This is a genomic window from Mesorhizobium sp. WSM4820, assembly GCF_055811075.1.
On record NZ_JBVVQN010000015.1, the window covers coordinates 15,259 to 34,600 of the forward strand.

General features: G+C 63.3%; 19 protein-coding genes, 1 tRNA gene and 3 pseudogenes. 17 read left to right on the plus strand and 6 right to left on the minus strand.

Annotation, left to right across the window (positions count from 1 at the left end; translation table 11 throughout):
* The first annotated feature begins 102 nt into the window (after positions 1-102).
* Positions 103-1,407, plus strand: coding sequence for a tetratricopeptide repeat protein (locus tag AC0L2R_RS22940; protein WP_473511873.1), 1,305 nt, complete (start codon positions 103-105; stop codon positions 1,405-1,407).
* A 16-nt stretch (positions 1,408-1,423) separates the two neighbouring features.
* On the opposite strand, the gene AC0L2R_RS22945 is transcribed toward AC0L2R_RS22940, so the two are convergent.
* Positions 1,424-1,750, minus strand: coding sequence for a hypothetical protein (locus tag AC0L2R_RS22945; RefSeq protein ID WP_473511687.1), 327 nt, complete (start codon positions 1,748-1,750; stop codon positions 1,424-1,426).
* Positions 1,751-2,028: 278 nt separating this feature from the next.
* Positions 2,029-2,835, minus strand: a complete 807-nt coding sequence (locus AC0L2R_RS22950) for an undecaprenyl-diphosphate phosphatase (protein WP_023803684.1) — start codon at positions 2,833-2,835, stop codon at positions 2,029-2,031.
* Between the two features lie 181 nt (positions 2,836-3,016).
* Between AC0L2R_RS22950 and AC0L2R_RS22955 the strand changes: the two genes are divergently transcribed.
* The 10 genes from AC0L2R_RS22955 (at position 3,017) to AC0L2R_RS23000 (ending at position 11,960) form a co-directional block, all read left to right on the plus strand.
* Entirely contained in the window at positions 3,017-3,709 is a 693-nt protein-coding gene (locus AC0L2R_RS22955; RefSeq protein WP_128169289.1) for a glutathione S-transferase family protein, read from the plus strand.
* The gene (gene queG / locus AC0L2R_RS22960; protein WP_473511688.1) at positions 3,690-4,850 is read left to right on the plus strand and encodes a tRNA epoxyqueuosine(34) reductase QueG; all 1,161 of its coding nucleotides are present in this window, start codon (positions 3,690-3,692) and stop codon (positions 4,848-4,850) included. Before AC0L2R_RS22955 ends, queG begins: the two co-directional genes overlap by 20 nt.
* Positions 4,847-5,749, plus strand: coding sequence for an SDR family oxidoreductase (locus AC0L2R_RS22965; protein ID WP_473511689.1), 903 nt, complete (start codon positions 4,847-4,849; stop codon positions 5,747-5,749). Before queG ends, AC0L2R_RS22965 begins: the two co-directional genes overlap by 4 nt.
* Entirely contained in the window at positions 5,746-5,877 is a 132-nt protein-coding gene (locus AC0L2R_RS22970) for a hypothetical protein (protein WP_473511691.1), read from the plus strand. Before AC0L2R_RS22965 ends, AC0L2R_RS22970 begins: the two co-directional genes overlap by 4 nt.
* A 10-nt stretch (positions 5,878-5,887) precedes the next feature.
* Positions 5,888-6,997 (plus strand): penicillin-insensitive murein endopeptidase, encoded by a 1,110-nt coding sequence (mepA, locus tag AC0L2R_RS22975; protein WP_473511692.1) that lies wholly within the window; start codon positions 5,888-5,890, stop codon positions 6,995-6,997.
* 315 nt (positions 6,998-7,312) lie between these two features.
* Positions 7,313-8,332 carry a glucokinase gene (locus AC0L2R_RS22980; RefSeq protein WP_473511694.1) on the plus strand — a complete coding sequence of 340 codons (1,020 nt, stop codon included), beginning with the start codon at positions 7,313-7,315 and terminating at the stop codon, positions 8,330-8,332.
* 176 nt (positions 8,333-8,508) lie between these two features.
* On the plus strand, positions 8,509-10,314 hold the full coding sequence (locus tag AC0L2R_RS22985) for an ABC transporter ATP-binding protein (RefSeq protein WP_473511695.1): 1,806 nt from the start codon (positions 8,509-8,511) through the stop codon (positions 10,312-10,314).
* Entirely contained in the window at positions 10,311-11,153 is an 843-nt protein-coding gene (dapB, locus tag AC0L2R_RS22990) for a 4-hydroxy-tetrahydrodipicolinate reductase (RefSeq protein WP_473511696.1), read from the plus strand. Before AC0L2R_RS22985 ends, dapB begins: the two co-directional genes overlap by 4 nt.
* A 33-nt stretch (positions 11,154-11,186) precedes the next feature.
* Positions 11,187-11,807 carry a 2,3-bisphosphoglycerate-dependent phosphoglycerate mutase gene (locus tag AC0L2R_RS22995; RefSeq protein ID WP_473511698.1) on the plus strand — a complete coding sequence of 207 codons (621 nt, stop codon included), beginning with the start codon at positions 11,187-11,189 and terminating at the stop codon, positions 11,805-11,807.
* 68 nt (positions 11,808-11,875) lie between these two features.
* Positions 11,876-11,960 (plus strand) — tRNA-Leu (locus AC0L2R_RS23000).
* A 188-nt stretch (positions 11,961-12,148) separates the two neighbouring features.
* On the opposite strand, the gene AC0L2R_RS23005 is transcribed toward AC0L2R_RS23000, so the two are convergent.
* The gene (locus AC0L2R_RS23005; protein WP_473511700.1) at positions 12,149-12,469 is read right to left on the minus strand and encodes a hypothetical protein; all 321 of its coding nucleotides are present in this window, start codon (positions 12,467-12,469) and stop codon (positions 12,149-12,151) included.
* Here AC0L2R_RS23005 and AC0L2R_RS23010 point away from each other — a divergent pair.
* The 6 genes and pseudogenes from AC0L2R_RS23010 to AC0L2R_RS23035 all read left to right on the plus strand — a co-directional run bounded on the left by AC0L2R_RS23010 (position 12,449) and on the right by AC0L2R_RS23035 (position 16,992).
* Entirely contained in the window at positions 12,449-12,868 is a 420-nt protein-coding gene (locus tag AC0L2R_RS23010; RefSeq protein WP_473511701.1) for a hypothetical protein, read from the plus strand. The genes AC0L2R_RS23005 and AC0L2R_RS23010 overlap by 21 nt on opposite strands.
* Positions 12,869-12,889: 21 nt before the next feature.
* Positions 12,890-13,081: pseudogene (locus AC0L2R_RS23015) on the plus strand (site-specific integrase); the annotation flags it as partial.
* 3 nt (positions 13,082-13,084) lie between these two features.
* On the plus strand, positions 13,085-13,771 hold the full coding sequence (locus tag AC0L2R_RS23020; RefSeq protein WP_473511703.1) for a site-specific integrase: 687 nt from the start codon (positions 13,085-13,087) through the stop codon (positions 13,769-13,771).
* Positions 13,772-14,221: 450 nt separating this feature from the next.
* Positions 14,222-14,500 carry a hypothetical protein gene (locus AC0L2R_RS23025; RefSeq protein WP_473511705.1) on the plus strand — a complete coding sequence of 93 codons (279 nt, stop codon included), beginning with the start codon at positions 14,222-14,224 and terminating at the stop codon, positions 14,498-14,500.
* A gap of 730 nt (positions 14,501-15,230) precedes the next feature.
* Positions 15,231-15,831: pseudogene (locus AC0L2R_RS23030) on the plus strand (extracellular catalytic domain type 1 short-chain-length polyhydroxyalkanoate depolymerase); the annotation flags it as partial.
* Between the two features lie 268 nt (positions 15,832-16,099).
* A pseudogene (locus AC0L2R_RS23035) lies at positions 16,100-16,992 on the plus strand (LysR substrate-binding domain-containing protein).
* Here AC0L2R_RS23035 and AC0L2R_RS23040 read toward each other — a convergent pair.
* Genes AC0L2R_RS23040 through AC0L2R_RS23050 form a run of 3 tightly spaced genes read right to left on the minus strand, consistent with a single transcriptional unit; the run spans position 16,993 to position 19,336 of the window.
* Positions 16,993-17,490, minus strand: coding sequence for a gluconokinase (locus tag AC0L2R_RS23040; RefSeq protein WP_473511707.1), 498 nt, complete (start codon positions 17,488-17,490; stop codon positions 16,993-16,995). It lies immediately after the preceding pseudogene.
* An 11-nt stretch (positions 17,491-17,501) separates the two neighbouring features.
* A complete protein-coding gene (locus tag AC0L2R_RS23045) occupies positions 17,502-18,782 on the minus strand; it encodes a TRAP transporter large permease (protein ID WP_473511709.1) in 1,281 nt (426 codons plus the stop codon).
* Positions 18,779-19,336 carry a TRAP transporter small permease gene (locus tag AC0L2R_RS23050; RefSeq protein WP_473511710.1) on the minus strand — a complete coding sequence of 186 codons (558 nt, stop codon included), beginning with the start codon at positions 19,334-19,336 and terminating at the stop codon, positions 18,779-18,781. The genes AC0L2R_RS23045 and AC0L2R_RS23050 overlap by 4 nt, the downstream gene beginning before the upstream one ends.
* Between the last annotated feature and the right edge of the window lie 6 nt (positions 19,337-19,342).

The window sequence follows — 19,342 nt, forward strand, 5'->3', positions numbered from 1 at the left end:
GCGCGTGCATATCGCAACAGCGGTCTTCCGCCGGCGAAGATCGCGAAAGAGCTCGGCGTCCGCTACCTGCTCGAGGGCTCGGTTCGACGTCTCGGCGATGAAGTGCGCATCAATGCGCACTTGATCGATGCCTCGACGGTTGGCCAGATCTGGGCCGAGCGGTTCGAAGGTCCATTCAGCGATGTGTTCAAGCTCCAGGACCAGGTGACCGGTCAGATTGTCGCCGCGCTGCAGCTAAAGCTCGTCCCGGGAAAAGCAAACCTGGCCGTGTCCGGCGATACTGACGATCCGGAAGCTTACCAGGCTTTTCGGCGCGCTATCGAGGCGCGACGAACGGATACACCCTCAGGCACCGTGGACGCATCTCGCTACCTGCGCCAGGCCCTGGCGCTGGATGCCGATTTCGGCGCGGCGGCCGCGGAATTGGCATGGCTCCACTGGGATGCCGACGACGCGAGGAGACAGGCCCTAGGGCTTGGTTGGACCGAGATCGACGACGAGCTCTACGGCAATCTGGCCATCGCTGCCGGAAATCCGTCGCCCGGTTACTACCAGCTGATTTCCGAGCTTCTGGTCCGGGAGCATAGGTCCGACGAGGCGGTGGCTGCCCTGCAAAAGGCGATAGCGCTCGACCCGAGCGATTCCTGGACCTACGAAGGGCTGAGCCAGGCCCTCATCTTCAACGGCAGGCCGGCTGAGGGGCGAACCTTTCTCGAGGCGGCCCTACGCGTCGATCCCGGGTGGACGGAGTGGCGACACTATCAGGCTGGCTTGGCGGCGTTCGGCCAGGGCCGCTACGAGGAGGCGGTCGCGCAGCTTGAGCAGGTCGATGTTCGGTCGCCCAATCCCTGGACGAAGTTCTACGGCCTGCATGTTCTTGTCGCAGCGCTTGCGCATCTCGATCGCCTGCCGGAAGCGGCCTCAGCCCTGGAGCAGCTCCGAAGCGTGCTGTCGGAAAGGCAGGAGGGTCAGCCGAACCTACTGATCGCGCAGCAGTTCTTCGTCTACAAGCGACCGGAAGATATCGTTCGCCTGCTCGATGGCTTGAGGAAGGCAGGGGTTTCTGAGCTTCCTGCCGGAATGGAACCCGAATCCGCTGAACGGATGAATGGCGTCGACATCGGCAATCTCATGATCGGACACGAGCTGACGGGACGCCAGGTTCTGCCCGATGTCTTGGCCTACCATGCTGTGATTGCGGCAGACGGCAGCGTGACCCGAACAGTTGGTGAGGAGGTCGTGACCGGTCGAATGTGGGTGCAGGGCGACAGCCTGTGCACCGCCTATCCGCGTAAACTGACGGGCTGTGGCGCCGTGTTCCGCAACCTGAGCGTCACGCCCGGAGCCCCGAACGAATACATCCTGCTGTCTCGCTTCAAGCGTTATGAATTCTCGGTGACGAAGTAGCAGCACCTTGCTGCGTTTACAGCGGCCATGAGAGATTGACGTTCATTTCGCTCTTGCCTTCGGTGACGTATGGACCACAGCGCTTCAATGCATCCGCGAAATCCCTGGCCAAGCCCTTGAACGTCTCGGTCTGCGGCGCTACGTCGACGATTTGGATGGCACTGACGTGCCCCTCGCGGGTGAAGCTGACGTGGACATCTGCACTGAAGCTGATCCCGCGCATCGCCGTCTGCGTAGGCCAACAGCTTGCTGCCCGTTCGAGAATGTGGCGGCTCAGACCATCACCAGCGGACGCGGTGGTCGCGGCGCCGATCACGAGAACTCCCAAGATGCGGTTGATCATACTTTATCTCCTCAGTTCGACGCCCGAACCGTGTGGGAACGTCGTGGGAGAGAGGACGCGAGGGCTCGTTCGAAGTCATGATATCGGCGTGAATAAGTTCTGAAGAGTGGTGAACACAGTCGATTCGGCCATCAGATGCATTCAAGCGGGCGAGAACGACCCCGCGATGACGGCTTGGGTTGGAGGGGCGGGTCTACGCTGGTCGTCCCCACCATCAGCCGACATTGTTAGGCCAAACGAACAAATAGAGCCCTTGGCGACAAAAGAAGCGTGCCGCCTCACCCCCGGACGAACAGCGCCGCCAGGCCGACGGTGCCGATAACCAGCCGCCACCAGCCGAACAGCGAATAGCCGTGGCGCGAGACGTAGTTGAGCAGGAAGCGCACGACGATAAGCGCCGCGACGAAGGCGGCGATGAAACCGGCGGCGATGATGGGCAGATCGGCGCTGGTCAGCACATTGCGGTTCTTGAACAGGTCGAAAGCGAAGGCGCCGACCATCGTCGGCATGGCGAGAAAGAAGGAGAATTCCGCAGCCGCGCGTTTGTCGACGCCCAGAAGCAGCGCGCCGACGATCGTCGAACCGGAACGCGACGTGCCGGGGATCAGCGAAAGGCACTGGAACAGTCCGATCTGCAGATAGAGCCGGAGCGGAAACCGCTCGACGTCGTGATAGAGCGGCTTCGGCTTGAAGCGATCCACCCACAGCAGGACCAGGCCGCCGATGATCAGCATGACGCAGATCAGCCTCGGCGATTCAAACAGCACCGTCTTGATGAAGCCATGCGCCAGCGCGCCGATGACGGCCGCCGGCAGAAAGGCGACGAGGATGCCGAGAACGAAATGCCGCGTCACCCGATCACGCGGCAGGTCGACCAGCATCTGCCACAGGCGATGGAAATAGACGCTGAGGATCGCCAGTATGGCGCCGAGCTGGATCAGGATCTCGAAGGCCTTGCCGGTCGAATGGAAGCCGAGAAAATGACCGGCAAGCAGGATATGGCCGGTCGACGAGACCGGAATGAACTCGGTCATGCCCTCGATCATGCCGAGCAGCAGCGCTTCGACAATGGTCTGGCTTTCCATGGAAACCTCGGCGTTCGAGTGAGAGCTTTGAAGAACGGCTTGCTTGTCATGGCGCGGAACTCCTCCTATAGGTCGCAGCACCCTGACGGCCCTTTGAATCGGGGCGGCCCCCTGAATCGGGGCGGCCAAGACTTACCGGCGCAGCCGGCGATTTGCCAGTGCGCTCTATTATCGCGGGACCATGCTGACGCTTTTCCACCACCCGATGTTCGCCACCTGCCGCTTCGTTCGCCTCGCTTTCGGCGAGTATGGCGAGGAACTGGCGCTGATCGAGGAAAAGCCGTGGATGCGGCGCAAGGAGTTCCTGGCGCTGAACCCGGCCGGCACGCTGCCGATCCTGCTTGCCGAGGGCGACGTGCCGATCGTCGGCGCGATGGTCATCGGCGAATATCTCGACGAGACGCGCGGCGTGCTCAAGCGCGACAAGCGGCTGTTCGCCGAGGACCCGATGGAGCGCGCCGAAATCCGCCGGCTGACCGACTGGTATCTCAGCAAGGCCGATAGCGAGGTGACGCGGCACCTGGTGCGCGAGCGCGTGCTGAAGCCGATCATGCCGGAAACGGCGGGCGGCGGCTCGCCCGATTCGGCGGCGATCCGCGCCGCGCGCGCCAACATCCGCCAGCACATGAAATACACCAACTGGCTGGCCGGCACCCGCCATTGGCTGGCCGGCAGCAAGGTCACCTATGCCGACCTCGCGGCTGCGGCTGCGCTGTCCGTGCTCGACTATCTCGGCGAGATCGACTGGCGCGAACACGCTGCCGCGCGCGAATGGTATGCACGGGTGAAATCACGGCCATCGTTCCGGCCGCTTTTGTCCGACCGGGTGCGCGGCCTGTCGCCGGTGTCACATTATGCGGACCTCGATTTCTAGAGCGCAAAACCTGCGCGCGCTGATCGACCGCGAGGCGCGGCGCGCCGGTTTCGATGCCGTTGCCGTCACCACGCCCGATGCCATCCCGCAGGCGCCGGCCCGGCTTGCCGCATTCGTCGCCGACGGCTTCCACGGCTCGATGGGTTGGATCGCCGAGACGCTCGAACGCCGCGGCGAGCCGATGGCGCTTTGGCCCGAAGTTCGCTCGATCATCGTGCTGGCCATGAACTACGGGCCGGACCACGACCCGCGCGCGGTGCTGGGCAAGCGCCAGCGCGGCGCGATCTCCGTCTATGCGCAGAACCGCGATTATCACGATGTGATGAAGGGCCGGCTGAAAGAGATCGCCGGCAAGATCGTGGGGCACTCTGGGAGCGACGTAAAAGTGTTCGTCGACACCGCCCCGGTGATGGAAAAGCCGCTGGCAGAAGCCGCCGGCCTCGGCTGGCAAGGCAAGCACACCAATCTGGTCAGCCGCGAGCACGGCTCCTGGTTGTTCCTTGGCACCATCTTCACCACGGCCGAGCTTGCAGCCGATACGCCCGAAGACGACCATTGCGGCTCTTGCCGCGCCTGTCTCGACGCCTGCCCGACCGACGCCTTTCCGGCTCCCTACCGGCTCGATGCGCGCCGCTGCATCTCCTACCTCACCATCGAGAACAAGGGGCCGATCCCGCACGAGTTCCGCGAAAAAATCGGCAACCGCATCTATGGCTGCGACGATTGCCTAGCCGCCTGCCCATGGAACAAGTTTGCCCGGGCAGCGTCCGAGGCAAAGCTCGTCGCCCGCGCGGACTTGCGCGAGCCGCCGCTCGCCGATCTGTTGGCGCTCGACGACGCTTCCTTCCGGTCGTTCTTTAGCGGTTCGCCGGTCAAGCGCATCGGTCGCGACCGCTTTGTCCGCAACGTGCTGATCGCCGCCGGCAATTCCGGCGAACCCTCGCTCGGAAACGCCGTGCGTGCGCTGCTCGGTGACGCCTCGCCGCTGGTGCGCGGCGCAGCGGTTTGGGCGCTGTCACGGCTTGTGCCGGCTTCGGATTTCGCCAAATCGGCCAGCGCTGCGGTGAAAGCAGAAGGCGACGAGGCCGTGCGACGCGAATGGCGCCTGGCGCTAGCAAACCAGATCGAGGCACAAGCATGAGCGAGAAGCAGATCCTCATTTTCGGCGCCGGCTATTCGGGCAAGGCATTTGCCCGCGCCAGCAAGGATGCCGGCACGATCCTTGGCACGACACGCGCAGCGGAGAAATTCGAAGCGCTGCGGCAAGCCGGAATCCAGCCGCTGCTTTTCGATGGCGCGCTGACGCTTGAAATCAGCGACGCGCTCGAGAAAACAACCCACCTCGTCGTCTCGGTGGCGCCGGAAGAGGCCGGCGACCCGGTGCTGAATGCGGCGCGCCAGGCAATCGCGAAGATTCCGGCGCTCGAATGGATCGCCTATCTCTCCACCGTCGGCGTCTACGGCGACCATGGCGGCGGCTGGGTCGATGAGACCTCCGAATGCAGGCCGCTGTCGAAGCGCTCGATGCTGCGTGTCGCCGCCGAGCGGGACTGGCTGAAGCTGGGTCGAGACATCGCCCGGCCGGTGGCGATCCTGCGGCTTTCCGGCATCTACGGGCCGGGCCGCAATGCCTTGGTCAATCTGGAAAACGGCACCGCGCGGCGGCTGGTCAAGCCGGGCCAGGTGTTCAACCGCATCCATTGCGACGACATTGCGGGGGCGCTTTGGCATCTGCTCAAGCACACCAGCGGCGGCATCTTCAACGTCACCGATGACCTGCCGGCGCCGCCGCAGGACGTCGTCACCTATGCCGCAGGGCTGATGGGCGTCACACCGCCGCCGGAAATTCCGTTCGAGACCGCCCAACTTTCGCCCATGGCGCGGTCCTTCTATCGCGAGAACAAGCGTGTCGCCAACACGGCGATCAAGGCGGCCGGCTATCCCTTCCGCTTTCCCGACTACCGGTCGGCCTTCGACCATATGTGGGTTTTGGGTAACTGGCGCGACGGCGAGGCGCGCAGCCCGATGAAGCGGTCGTGATCGAAATCGCGCGCCGGGCGTGCTATGATTCGACCCAATTTGCAGAGGGGTTCTGCTTTCATGACGATGTTGAAGCGACCATTGCCCAGCAAATCGCTGCTGCTAAAGCGCGTCGCAACGCGCTTTAGATCTCTGTTTATGCATGTCGTTGTCGCAAAACCGCTGCGCACTTTTGGGCGAGATGCATTAGCAGCACTCGCCGTCCTCGCCTTGGCGGGGCTTGCAGCGCGACCTGCGACGGCCGAAGAGCTGGCGAAAACCCTGTTCGGCGCCAAAAAGCTGCCGGCCGTGGCTGCGCCGCAGTCGATCGGTTTTTATTCCAAGGGCTGCTTTGCCGGCGGCGTCGCCATACCCCTGAACGGCCCGAAATGGGAGGTGATGCGGCCTTCGCGCAACCGCCGCTGGGGCCATCCGACGATGATCGCGCTGATCGAGAAACTGTCGCGCGACGCCGCGGCCGATGGCTGGCCCGGCCTTTTGGTCGGCGACATTTCGCAACCGCGCGGCGGCCCGATGCTGACCGGCCATGCCTCGCACCAGATCGGCCTCGACGCAGACATCTGGCTGACGCCAATGCCCGACCGCAAGCTTTCGCTCGAGCAGCGCGAAAACATGAGCGCCACCTTGCTTGTCGATGAAAAGACCCATTTGGTGAAAGATGCGCTCTGGGCGCCGGCGCATACGCGGCTGCTGAAGCGCGCGGCAAGCTATGCGGAAGTCGAGCGCATCCTGGTCAATCCCGGCATCAAGAAGAAGCTCTGCGACACGGTGAAAGGCGACCGTGGATGGCTGCGCAAGGTCAGGCCGTTCTGGGGCCACGACTATCACTTCCACATCCGCATCGGCTGCCAGCCCGGCTCGCCCAAATGCAAGGCGCAGGAAAACACCGCGCCAGGCGACGGCTGCGACCAGTCGCTGGCATGGTGGTTCACCGAGGAGCCGTGGCGCCCCAACAAGAACCCGGACAGGCCGAAAGCGCGCGACCTGATGACGATGGCGAGCCTGCCCGCAGCATGCCAGGCCGTGCTCGACGGGCCAAATCCGGCTTCGGCGGAGGCGGTCACCTATTATGGCGACTATTATGGCGAGGACGGCGTGCCGGTCGCGGCTGCGCCCGTTCTCACCAAGGCTCCGTCGCCGGCGCGGGCATCGGCAAGCGGCGCGGCAGCCCTCCCGGCCACGGCCAACGCCTACGCCGAAACGCCCGAGATCGGCATTCCGCTGCCGCGACCCCGGCCGGGGTATTGAGGCCAGCTAATGTTGGAGACAACCAACTGTTGGGGTCGGCGCCTCCCTTCATTGCCCTGCCGGGCATTTCTCCCCGTATAGTGACGGGGAGAAAGGGCTGGCCGCTGCCTTGGCGCCGTTCTTGCAGCGTTGGAGATTGGCGAAACCATCGATGAGAGCGTCCCTCTTCCCGTCACTATACGGGGAGAGGATGCCGGCAGGCAGGTGAGGGGCAGCGCCAACGCTCTCCCCTGAAGCGACTTTCCCTTTCCCGGGTCATGCGCTAGTCAACAAAAGAACGGCGGAACGCCACTGGGAACCGGGACGGACGAGAGCATGCCAGGCGACGACGACACCGTGCTGCAGTTTCCGGTCCTGATCGGCGACATCGGCGGCACCAATGCGCGCTTTTCGATGGTGCTCGACGCGACTTCGGAACCAACCGAACCGCAGATCGTCCAGACCGCCAATTTCAACACCATCGACTCAGCGATCCAGGCGGCGGTGCTCGACCGCTCGTCGGTGCGGCCCAACTCCGCCGTGCTGGCGGTGGCCGGCCCGGTCGACAGCGACGAGATCCCGCTCACCAACTGCCCGTGGATCGTCAAGCCAAAAAAAATGTTTACCAGCCTCGGCCTCGGCGACGTCGTGGTGCTCAATGATTTCGAGGCGCAGGCGCTGGCCGTCGTGGCGCTCGGCGAAGAGCATATGGAAAAGATCGGCGGCGATGCGCCGGAGCCCAATGCCGGGCGCGTGGTGCTTGGCCCCGGAACCGGGCTTGGCGTCGCCGGCCTGGTCCACGCGCTGAACCACTGGATACCGGTGCCCGGCGAGGGCGGGCACATGGATATCGGGCCGCGCTCGCCGCGCGATTTCCAGGTGTTTGCGCATATCGAGAAGCTCGAGGGCAGAATCTCCGGCGAACAGATCCTGTCCGGGCGCGGCCTGGTCAATGCCTACCGGGCGGTGGCCAGGGCGGACGGCAAGCCGGCGCCGTTGACCACGCCGGCCGAGGTCACCGCCGCGGCGCTGGCGAAGTCGGATCCGGTGGCCGAGGAAGCGCTGTCGCTGTTCGTCACCTGCCTCGGGCGCACCGCCGGCGACCTTGCGCTGGTGTTCATGAGCCGCGGCGGCGTCTTCCTGACCGGCGGCATCGCGCAGAAAATCCTGCCGGCGCTGAAGTCAGGCAATTTCCGCGCCGCCTTCGAGGACAAGGCGCCGCACAGCGAGCTGATGCGGACCATGCCGGTCTATGTGATCACCCATCCGCTGGCAGCGCTTTCCGGCCTTGCCGCCTATGCCAGAAACCCATCGCTGTTCGGCGTCCAGACGGCGGGGCGACGCTGGCGGGCCTGACCCACAGAGTTTTTGCCGGCCTCGGCCATAGGCAAGCCGGCACCGGGGCGCTAAGAGGATTGCCGAATTAACCCGGCCGCGCGGCCGGACCGACGCCACGGAACGATCCCGACTTGAACCAGTCGCCAAGCACCCAAGCTTCAAACCACCAAGCCAAAGCCCGGCCCGGCGAGGTCGTGGCGGTGATCCGCCGCATTCTCGCCGAGAACGGCCGCGACTATCGCTGGTATTATGTTCTGGCTGTTCTGTGCCTGGTGATGGTTGCGGCCACGACCGCCTTCACCGCCTGGATCATGAAGGATGTCGTCGACCAGATATTCTACCAGCAGCGCGGCGATCTCATCGCGCTGATCTGCTTGTTGATCCTTGGCGCCTTCATGCTGCGCGGTCTGGCCACCTACGGCCAGGCGGTGACGCTGGCCAGGATCGGCAACAATCTGGTGGCGCGCTACCAGCGCCGCATCTTCGCCCACCTGATGAAGCTCGGCATCAATTTCTTCAACGACACGCGCTCGGGGCGGCTGGCCGCCCAGATCAACGACAACGTCAACGGCATCCGTGACCTGCTGTCGATGACGCTGACATCGCTGGCACGCGACGCCGTATCGCTGATCGCGCTGATCGGCGTCATGATCTGGCAGGATCCGATGCTGTCGCTGATGTCGCTGCTGATCGGGCCGCCACTGATCTACACCGTCGTCTACCTGACCCGCAGAATAAGGCGTGCCACGCGCGAAGCCGTGCAGATAAACGCGCGGCTGATCGGCGCCATGCAGGAAGCGACGCAAGGCATCGCCATCGTCAAGGCGTTCACGCTGGAGGACGAGCTGTCGCGCCGCATCAGCGATCTTGTCGCTGGCGCCGAGCAGCGGGCAAACCGCATCGCCCGCGTCTCGGAACGGTTATCGCCGATCTCCGACATGCTGGCCGGCTTCGCCGTCGCCGGCGTCATCGCCTATTCCGGCTACCGGGCAGCCGTCGGCGGCCAGCCGCCCGGCGCGGTGTTTTCCTTCATCACCGCGCTGCTGCTTGCCTACGACCCGGCCCGGCGGCTGGCTCGCATGCAGGTCGGCATGGAACGGGCGCTGGTCAATGCGCGCATGATCTACGAGTTGCTCGACCTCGAGCCGCAGCAGGGCGACGCGCCCGGCGCGGCCGAAGTGAAGATCGCCCGGGGCGAGGTGCGCTTCAACAATGTGTCGTTCGGCTATGTCGCCGACGCCCCGGTGCTGCAGGATCTCAGCTTCGTTGCCGCCGCCGGCAAGATGACGGCCATCGTCGGCGCCTCGGGCGCCGGCAAGTCGACGCTGGTGGCGCTGCTGCAGCGTTTTCACGATGTCGAGTCGGGCAGCATCGAGGTCGACGGCCAGGACATTTTAGAAGTGACCAAGCAGTCGCTGCGCCGCTGCATCGCCTATGTCTCGCAGCAGCCCTATCTGTTCGAAGGCAGCATTCGCGACAACATTCGCTACGGGCGGCTGAGCGCCAGCGACGCCGAGATCGAGCTGGCCGCGCAACAGGCCGAGGCTGATGGCTTCATCCGCCAGCAGCCGCAGGGCTATGACACCCCTGTCGGCGAAGGCGGCCTGACGCTGTCGGGCGGCCAGCGCCAGCGCCTGTCGATCGCTCGCGCCATCGTGCGGCAGGCGCCGATCCTGCTGCTCGACGAGGCGACCTCGGCGCTCGACAACGAAGCGGAAGCGCGCGTCCAGCAGGCGCTGACCCAGATCATGGCGGGGCGCACGACCATCGTCATTGCGCACCGGCTGTCGACCGTGGTCAATGCCGACCATATCATCGTGCTGGAACAGGGCCGGCTGGTCGAGCAAGGCACGCATGCCTCGCTGATGGCCGACCCGCACAGCGTCTATGCCCGGTTCCACCGGGTGCAGGGCAACAAGGGGCTGGGGCTTGTCGACGACGGCAAGCCAATCCAAACTCTGCTGCGGCGCGCGAAAAAAGCGATTGGGAGAAATTTATGAGCGGTACGGCCACAAACGACCCGCCCGTCAGTGAAATGGGCCTGGTGGTGGTCGGCGCGGCTGGAAGGATGGGCCAGGCGCTGATTCGCGCCATCCACACCATTCCGGGCACCCGCGTCGCCGGCGCGATCGAGCGGGCCGGCTCGCCGCATCTCGGCAAGGATGCCGGCGAACTGGCCGGCATCGGCACTATCGGCGTGGTGATCGGCGAAGATCCGCTGCCGGCTTTCGCCAGGGCCGACGGCGTCCTCGATTTCACCAGCCCGGCGGCGACCGTCGAATTCGCCGGCTATGCGGCGCAGGCGCGCATCGCCCATGTCATCGGCACCACCGGCTGCTCGGCGGACGACAATGCAAAGATAGCGGCGGCGGCGCGCCACGCGACGATCGTCAAGTCAGGCAATATGAGCCTCGGCGTCAATCTGCTGGCGGTGCTGGTGGAGCAGGCGGCGCGCGCGCTCGATGCCGACGATTTCGACATCGAGATCCTGGAAATGCACCACCGGCACAAGGTCGACGCGCCGTCGGGCACGGCGCTGCTGCTCGGTGAAGCCGCCGCCGCCGGGCGCGGCATCGATCTTGACGGGAACAGCGTGCGGTCGCGCGACGGCCATACCGGCGTGCGCAGGACCGGCTCGATAGGCTTCGCCACGCTGCGCGGCGGCTCGGTGGTCGGCGACCACAGTGTTCTGCTGGCCGGCACCGGCGAGCGCATCACGCTTGCCCATCACGCCGAGGACCGGGCGATCTTCGCCCGCGGCGCGGTCAAGGCCGCACTGTGGACGCGCGGCAGGAAGCCGGGCCTGTATTCGATGCGCGACGTGCTCGGACTCGCCTGAGACGATCTCATCCACCAAACTGAAGGAGCAAAAATGTCGGGAACTCTCGTGCTCGTGCGCCATGGCCAGAGCGAATGGAACCTGAAGAACCTTTTCACCGGCTGGCGCGACGTCGACCTGACCGACTTGGGCCACGCCGAGGCCAGGGAGGCGGGCGCCAAGCTGAAGGCGCGCGGCATGAAATTCGACATCGCCTTCACCTCGTCGCTGATCCGGGCGCAGAAGACCTGCCAGCATATTCTCGACGCCGTCGGCCAGAGCGATCTCGAGACCATCCGCGACCAGGCGCTGAACGAGCGCGACTATGGCGACCTCTCCGGCCTCAACAAGGACGACGCGCGCCAGAAATGGGGCGAGGAGCAGGTGCATGTCTGGCGCCGCTCCTACGACGTGCCGCCGCCCGGCGGCGAAAGCCTGAAAGACACCGGCGCGCGCGTCTGGCCCTATTATCTGCACGACCTGCAGCCGCATGTGCTGCGCGGCGGCACAGTCCTGGTGGCGGCGCATGGCAATTCGCTGCGCGCGCTGATCATGGCGCTGGACGGCAAGTCGGGCGAGGAGATCGTCAGGCTGGAGCTCGGCACCGGCGTGCCGGTCATCTACAGGCTCAACGCCGATTCGACGGTGGCATCCAAGGAAGTGCTGGCCGGCTGAGCCGGCGGGGCAGCTTTCAAAAAAGCGCGTTGACACTCACCGTTTGCCCGCCTAAAGAGCCCGCACCAGCCCAGATGGCGGAATTGGTAGACGCGCACGGTTCAGGTCCGTGTTCCGCAAGGAGTGGAGGTTCGAGTCCTCTTCTGGGCACCATCATCTTGTAAGTACCTGATTTCATTCAGGTTCTGGTTCGCTTTTCCAGTTCGGCCCAGTTGTAACAGTGACTGTTATAGTCAGGGCTCGAATCGGATGGCGACACTGCCCGAACGGATGATGGCGCGCAGCGGCACTTTTTACTGCCGAATTTGGGTTCCTACGGACATTGCCCCTATATACGGGCGTCAAATCGTGGTCCGGTCCTGCGCACAAAAGATCTGAAAACAGCCAAGTCGCGTCTCGCTCGCAAGAGCGTCGAACTGGAAAACCGGTTCGACGAAATTCGTGCTGATCAGATCGCCGGCGACAATCACGGCGCTGCTGCGTCGCCGGACTCCCGAACGATCCGTGCCGGCTTCCGCGAGATCGCCCGTGAACACGCCATCGCGGCGAGCGATCAGGAGTTCTGCCGCCGCGCGGAGCTCTTCAGCCAGGCGACCGCGGCTCCCGCTCGGTTCTGGCGTGGCGAGCTCGGACCGCTGCCGGTGCCGGCCGACTTTGGGCACGGCGAACAGGATGCCTATACCTATTTCGACCACCTCGTTGCCGAAGGTGACCTCGAAAAAGTCATCGCCTTCGTCAACCGCTTTCGTCTCGGCAAGCGGATCGAGACGTTGCAGAGCATGCGGGCGACCGGAAACCTTGGCGAACTCGTCGCGATCGCCGAGAACCGCATTCCCGAAATCAGCCGTTCGGATGCGATCGCTCTTGGCCGATTGCTGCTTGAGAACGAACTCGACGTGCTTCGGGCAATCGCCGAGGGCCAGCCTGATCCATCGCTGGGCGATTTTCGTGCAGGCAATCTTCGGCAGGCGGAAAAGCCTGACGCGACTACCTTGGGCAGTTCCCAGCCGACGGCACCAACCGCCATGCCGATCTCGCTCGATGAACTTTTTGAGCGCTAGGAGGCGGAAACCGATCCGAGTGCCAGCACACTGTCTAGCTGGCGCGGCATCCTGCGCGACCTGAAATCATTCGTCGGGGACAAGGCGGACGACATTACTCGCATCACCGCCGAGGATATCGTCGGCTGGAAGGACAAGCTCGTCAAAGCCAAGAAGGCAGCGGCAACCATCTCGCGGGGCTACCTGGGCTGCGCCCGTGCGCTGTTCAGGTTTGCCGTGGCGAACAAGCTCGCGGCGTCCGATCCTTCCCAGGGAATCAAGGTCGCGCGCAAAACGAAGGCGGGCAAGAAGATGTTGGGCCATACCGGAGAGGAGGTGGCTCGGCTGCTGGATTTGGCGAGCGCCGCTCCGGAACCTTGGAAGAAGTGGCTTCCCTGGTTGGCTGCGGCCACGGGATCACGGATTGGCGAAGTGGCGCAGCTGCATGTCAGCCATGTGTTTGAGGAAGACGGATATCATGTTGTAAAGATCATGCCGGCAATCGATGCTGGTAGCATCAAGAATGCGGAAAGCGAAAGGACAGTGCCCATTCATCCGGCCCTGCTTGCAGCCGGGTTCCTGGAATTCGTCGCGGAGAAGGGACAGGGTCCACTCTTCTATGGCCGCTCGTCAGGCGATCCAAAGCGAAAGCACGCCTCGAAGGGCGTTGCCAACCGGCTGGCGTCCTGGATTCGAGCGAACGGGTTTTCCGATCGTCGCAAAGCGCCGAATCATGCGCTGAGGCACTGGTTCAAGACCGAAGCGTCAAGGGTTGGCATTTCTGACAGCGTGGCCGACGCAATTCAGGGCCACACCGACAGCAGTTCCTCGGGTGTCTACAGGCATATCGGCTTGGCTGTGATGGCATCAGCGCTCGAGGAAATCGAACTGCCGCCGCACCGCGGCGTGTCGTTAGACGCTTAGAGCTACACGTCTGCGCTGGCAGCAAGCTCGTAACCTCCTGATTGTGCCAAGAGCTGTTATCGCCGAACCCCTACTCAGACGTCGCATTTGGGGGCCGACAAACGAACCCGCTGCGCGGGATGGGCGCGCGCGGTAAGGGCTCCCGTTCGCCCGCGAACTGCTCGCGGTCGCGAGCTCACCGGCTGTGGCCCGTCCGTCCTCGGGGACTTTCGTACGCTGCCGGCGCCCGAAACTCTTCACGATAGCGGACTGGCAGCTTTCCGGTGTCCGAAAGGACAATAGTGGACGTTCAGATCGGGAGGACCGAGGTCTCAGACCGGCGCGACCTCGCCAACTCCTGGTCTCCTGCACCGAATCACGGCGAGAAAAACCAAATCGCCTGAAGGCGTGCCTAACCATCCTAAAAGGGCTATAAAGTACCGAACCATGCTGGCGCCGTTACCCGGTCACATGCGTGCGATCGTGCCGAAGCAGGAACGCCTGGGCGGCTTAGCCGTCATTATCGACGTCGCCGTCTGTTTCCGTAATGCTGAAAACGACCGCGTCGATCGCGAGCGGATTTTTGCTCGCGCGGATCGGGAACTTGTCGTTGTTCGCTCCAGCATGGATCCCGAGGACACGCACCAAGGCTTTGCCGGCCGTGTCGTTTTCATCGGCGGCGGTCCACCGGTGTGGGAAGCCTACGCGCGGTTCGTCAGCCACTGCGATGTCACGCGGGCTGCCCTATGACGGGCCGGCGGACCGCTGGTTCGATGCAAGATGGCTTACGGGAGGTGGCGAGGTTGCCAGAAATCACCGCGACCAATGAAGGCTCGGCTCGTTTCGATCTGGGAACATTTAGACCACCTCGCGACCCAAGTTCCAGTCCGCATTTTATGCAACTTTATAGGCACAAATCATGAACACTGCGGCGCAGTGGGTTTGATTTCCAATCGCCACTTTAGTCGGCTTCGCATGTTCCGAAATGAGTGCATTGGGGCCGACAGGGGACCGGCAGGTTTCGGTTTCGACGGCCGGGCTAGAGGTGACGTTCGCACTGAGCCTGATCGGCGACGTCCGGCCTCATTGCTTATGGCTCGGACAGCGAAGCGATCAACCAGTCTAGCTCCGTGCGTGCGGACGAAATGATGCTAGCGTACGAGTGCAGCGAGCTAATGACAGAAATCTGTCACCAGCGGCGGATCGTGCAGTTCGCGGCGTCCCCGCCTCTTTTTGAGGACCAGCTTTGAACACGGAGAAGTTTGACCAGGTTTGACCAGGGAGATTTAAATCGAAGGGGACGGATCGGCTGCAATGCCGCTATCCCTACGCCAGCTCCGTTGGAGCGGGAGGTGACCTGGAGCGCCCCGCAACAATTCAAACTTGTTATTGTGCAGTGCAGCAACGATATTGCTGCAACTGCGTTGTGCGCAGCGTGGCCATCGTAGCGGCCGACCACGAGGAATTAAGGAATTCTGATTTGCGAAAAATCTCCGACACCATCACCCGCCTTGCGGCATTCCGTGCCGGTCAGGGTTTTCAAGCCAACGTCCAAGGCCGCGATCGGTTATCGGATCTGGACGATTTCGGCTCTAATCCGGGCGCCTTGCGGGCGAGGATCCACGTTCCCGACGTTTTGGGTCAAGCGGCGCCTCTTGTCGTCGTGCTGCATGGCTGCACGCAAACCGCGGCCGGTTGCGACCATGGTTCCGGCTGGTCGCAACTGGCCGATCAGGAAGGTTTTGCGCTGCTGTTTCCCGAGCAGCAACGCGCAAACAACGCCAACCTCTGCTTCAACTGGTTCGTGCCCAGCGATACAAAGCGGGCGGAGAGGCACTTTCCATCCGCCAAATGATCGAAACAATGGTCCTGGCCATGGCCTCGACCGTGGGCGCATCTTTATCACCGGCCTCTCCGCCGGAGGCGCCATGGCATCGGCCATGCTGGCTTGCTACCCGGAGATTTTTGCAAGCGGCGCGATCATCGCCGGCCTGCCTTATGGGAGCGCAAAGACAGTCCCGGAGGCCTTCGACCGCATGCGCGGTCATGGCATGCCCTCGGAACGTCAGAGGAAGAACCGGCGGTACGCGCCATTTCGCGACATTCGGGCGCGTGTCTTAAGGCAACGTTTCACCGGACGTCGAAGCAACATCCGTTACGAGAACCTGACTACGCAGCAGCCGCTGGAGCGGGAGAGATGTGTTAGAGTCCACATTTGCCGGTTCGGGCCGTATACGGCGAGAGGTGGAGGTTGGACGGATTCTTCCGCAGATCATATCGTCCATTCCGAGACTGAAGATAGATATGTCCACAAACTGATCTCGCTTTGCGAGAGATATTCGAGATAGCATGTCGCAAGTTCCGATCCGCTCGATCTGGGTGTTTCATTCAGCTGCCCGCGCCGGTAGCATTTCGCGGGCCGCCGAAGAGCTGAACGTCACACCGTCCGCCGTCACTCGCAGGTCCAGGCGCTGGAGACTCAACTAGGTGTCACGCTGCTTACCAAGGTCGGTCGTGGCATCCTGCTGACGGAAGCCGGCGAGCGGTTTTTCGCCTCGATTAACGATGGCGCGGAGCAGATTGCAGAGGCAACCAACGCAATCCGTGGCTATCGTTCGATCACCGCACTTACCGTGCGCGCGACGCCAACTCTGTCGAACAAATGGCTACTGCCGCGCCTCGGCGCGTTCCTGACCGCAAATCCCGATCTCGAGGTGCGGCTGGATGGCACCAATGAACCAACCGATTTCAACCGCGAAGCCGTGGATCTGGAAATCAGACACGGCGACGGCAAGTGGCCCGGTCTGTTCGTTGAGGGCCTCATCGAAGAGAGCTTTGTTCCGGTTTGCGCGCCGTCGATCGCCAAGCCCACCAGTCTCGCGGCACAAGAAGTGCTGCAGTTTCGCCTGATCCACTCGGTCAAGTCTCAGGCACAATGGTCCCGATGGCTGGCGCTTGCCGGTGTCGAATCCAATGAGAGGTGGCGGCGCGTTCTGTTCGACCGCAGCCACATGGCGATTGATGCGGCTGCCGGCGGGCTTGGCATAGCTCTGGAGAGCACCTTGATGATGCAGCGCGAGCTATCCGAAGGCAGCCTGATCTGCCCGGTTCGCGACGGACCCGAAATCCATATCGTGACACAGTGGATCGCGTGCCCGCGCGATCATCTTCGCCACAAGAAGGTCCGCGTGTTTCTCGACTGGCTGCGTAGCGAGGCGCGATCCGCAGCGCCCAAATGTTGATCAGCCGAATGCGGCCGCGGCCCTCTCCACGATGCTCTGCGGGCTCCACGCAATCGACAGCGTCAAAAAGCGCTCGTCGGGCATCGGGAGTTCCAGCGTCGCGAGTTGGCTGGATAGCAATGAGGGTCCAGCGAAATGGTTCTTGCGGCTGCCAAGGCGCTGCAGGATCAGTTCCTCCGATCCATCGAGGAAAGCGAAGCCGACCTGGCCAAGTCGTTCCCGCAGAAAATCGCGATAGCTGCGCTTGAGGGCCGAACAGGCGACGACCGCCGGACGCGAGGGAAGCGCCAGCGCCGCTTCCGCCACCGCAGCCAGCCACGGCCAACGCATTTCGTCCGTCAACCCATCACCGCGTCGCATGCGCTCCACACTCGCCGCGCTGTGATAGGTATCAGCCTCGATCCAATCGACGCCGAGACGGTCTGCCAGGCCTCGGGCGATCTCCGTCTTGCCGGTGCCGGAGACGCCCATGACGACGATGAAATCGGGTCGCGTCATCGTTGATCGACTCAATATAGGCCGAGCAGGCGGATCGGCCCGGTGGTGAGAACCGGGAACAGCACCAGCCCCAGGATCGCCAGGACCAAGATCGACATCGGTGCGAGCGATCCCTTGATCACATCCTCAATCGACATCTTGGCAACCTGCGCCGCCGCGAAGAGGCAGACACCGACCGGTGGCGTCACCAGCCCCAGCGTCAGCGTAACGACTGTCACGATGAGGAAATGCATCGGATCGACGCCCAATGACACCGCCGGCGGCAGCAGCACCGGGATCAGGATGAACATGGCGGCGATCGCGTCCATGAACATGCCGACCACGATCAGGAACAGGAAGACGAGGATGAGCACCATCGTCGGGCCTGTGCTGATCGCACCGAGCAGGGTCGCCACCTGTTGCGGTAGGCCGTCATAAGTGAAGACCCAGGCCGCAAGCTTTGCGGTCGCAGCGATGAACAATATCGTTCCGGAGGTGCGCGCTGTGTCGACGATGATGCCCGGAAGCTCCGCTAGCGAAATCGTCCTGTAGAGGATCACCGCCAGGAACAGCGTATAGAGCGCGGCAATGGCTGCCGCCTCGGTGGGCGTGAAATAGCCGTCCACGATACCGACCAGCAAGATGACCGGCGTCAGCATCGGCAGGATCGCATTTACGCCGGTGATTGCGATCTTGCGGAAGTTCATCGGCGACGGCGGATTGTAGCCGTGCCTAACTGCATAGACATGGTTGAACACCATGAAGGCGAAGGCGATGAACAGGCCAGGGATGAGGCCCGCTACCAGCAGCGTTCCGATTGAGACGTTGGCGATCGAACCGGCGATGACGATCAGGATCGACGGCGGAATGATCGATGACAGCGTCGAGGTGCAGAGCGTCATGCCGACCGCATAGCCGCGTGGAAAACCGTGCCGCTCCATCGCATTTATCTCGATCGCCCCGATCGAGGCGATGTCGGCGACGGAAGAGCCCGAAACGCCCCCGAAGATGACGGAAGATACGACATTTACATGGCCCATGCCGCCCGGCATCCAGCCGACGCAGGCCTCGGCAAAATCGAACAGCTTCTCGGCGACGCGTCCCCGTTCCATCAGAACGCCGACGAAGATGAACAGCGGCACCGCCACCAGCAGGAAGGAATTCATCGCGGAGAACATGCTCTGCGACAGAAGGTCGATCGGCGTGGAGGTGAACGCGTAGATCACGGCGACCGATGCAAGGCCGAGCGCCACGGCCAGAGGAACGCCGAGCGCGCTCATCAGCAGAAAAAGGACAAGCAGCGCGATGCTCATGGCTTCCGCTCCGGATCGGGAACGGCGACGTCCGCTTCCACGGCCTGACCGGGCGGCAGCCCAAGATCGGGAAGCTCGATGTAGCGGCGGCGCGTTCGCAGGGATTCGAAAATGGCCAGGATGGCAAGAATGGCGGCGATGGGCATGATCGTTCCGATGAGCCACATCGGAATCACGAGTGTCGCAGCAGTTTCGTTCATAATGTACTGCTGCTTCGCCAGCCTCCAACCCGTCCAGGCGGTCAATGCAAAGAAGAGTACAGACGACACGGCATAGATCGGCACGGACAGCCGGCGCATGAGGTCCGGCATCATGTCGATGAAGACAGTCACGCGCGCCGTTTCGACCGTGCGAAACCCGGCGGCTACCCCGAGAAAGATCATCCACACAAACAGGTAACGCGTCGCTTCCTCGGTCCAGGATACGGGTATTCCGAGCAGGCGACTTGCTACCTGCAGCAACACCACGATTATGATGCCTGTCATCGCGATGCCTGCTATGCCGTCCAGCAGGATTCGCAGGATGGCGTCGAAGCGGGTCTGTGGCTTGCCCATGGTCTC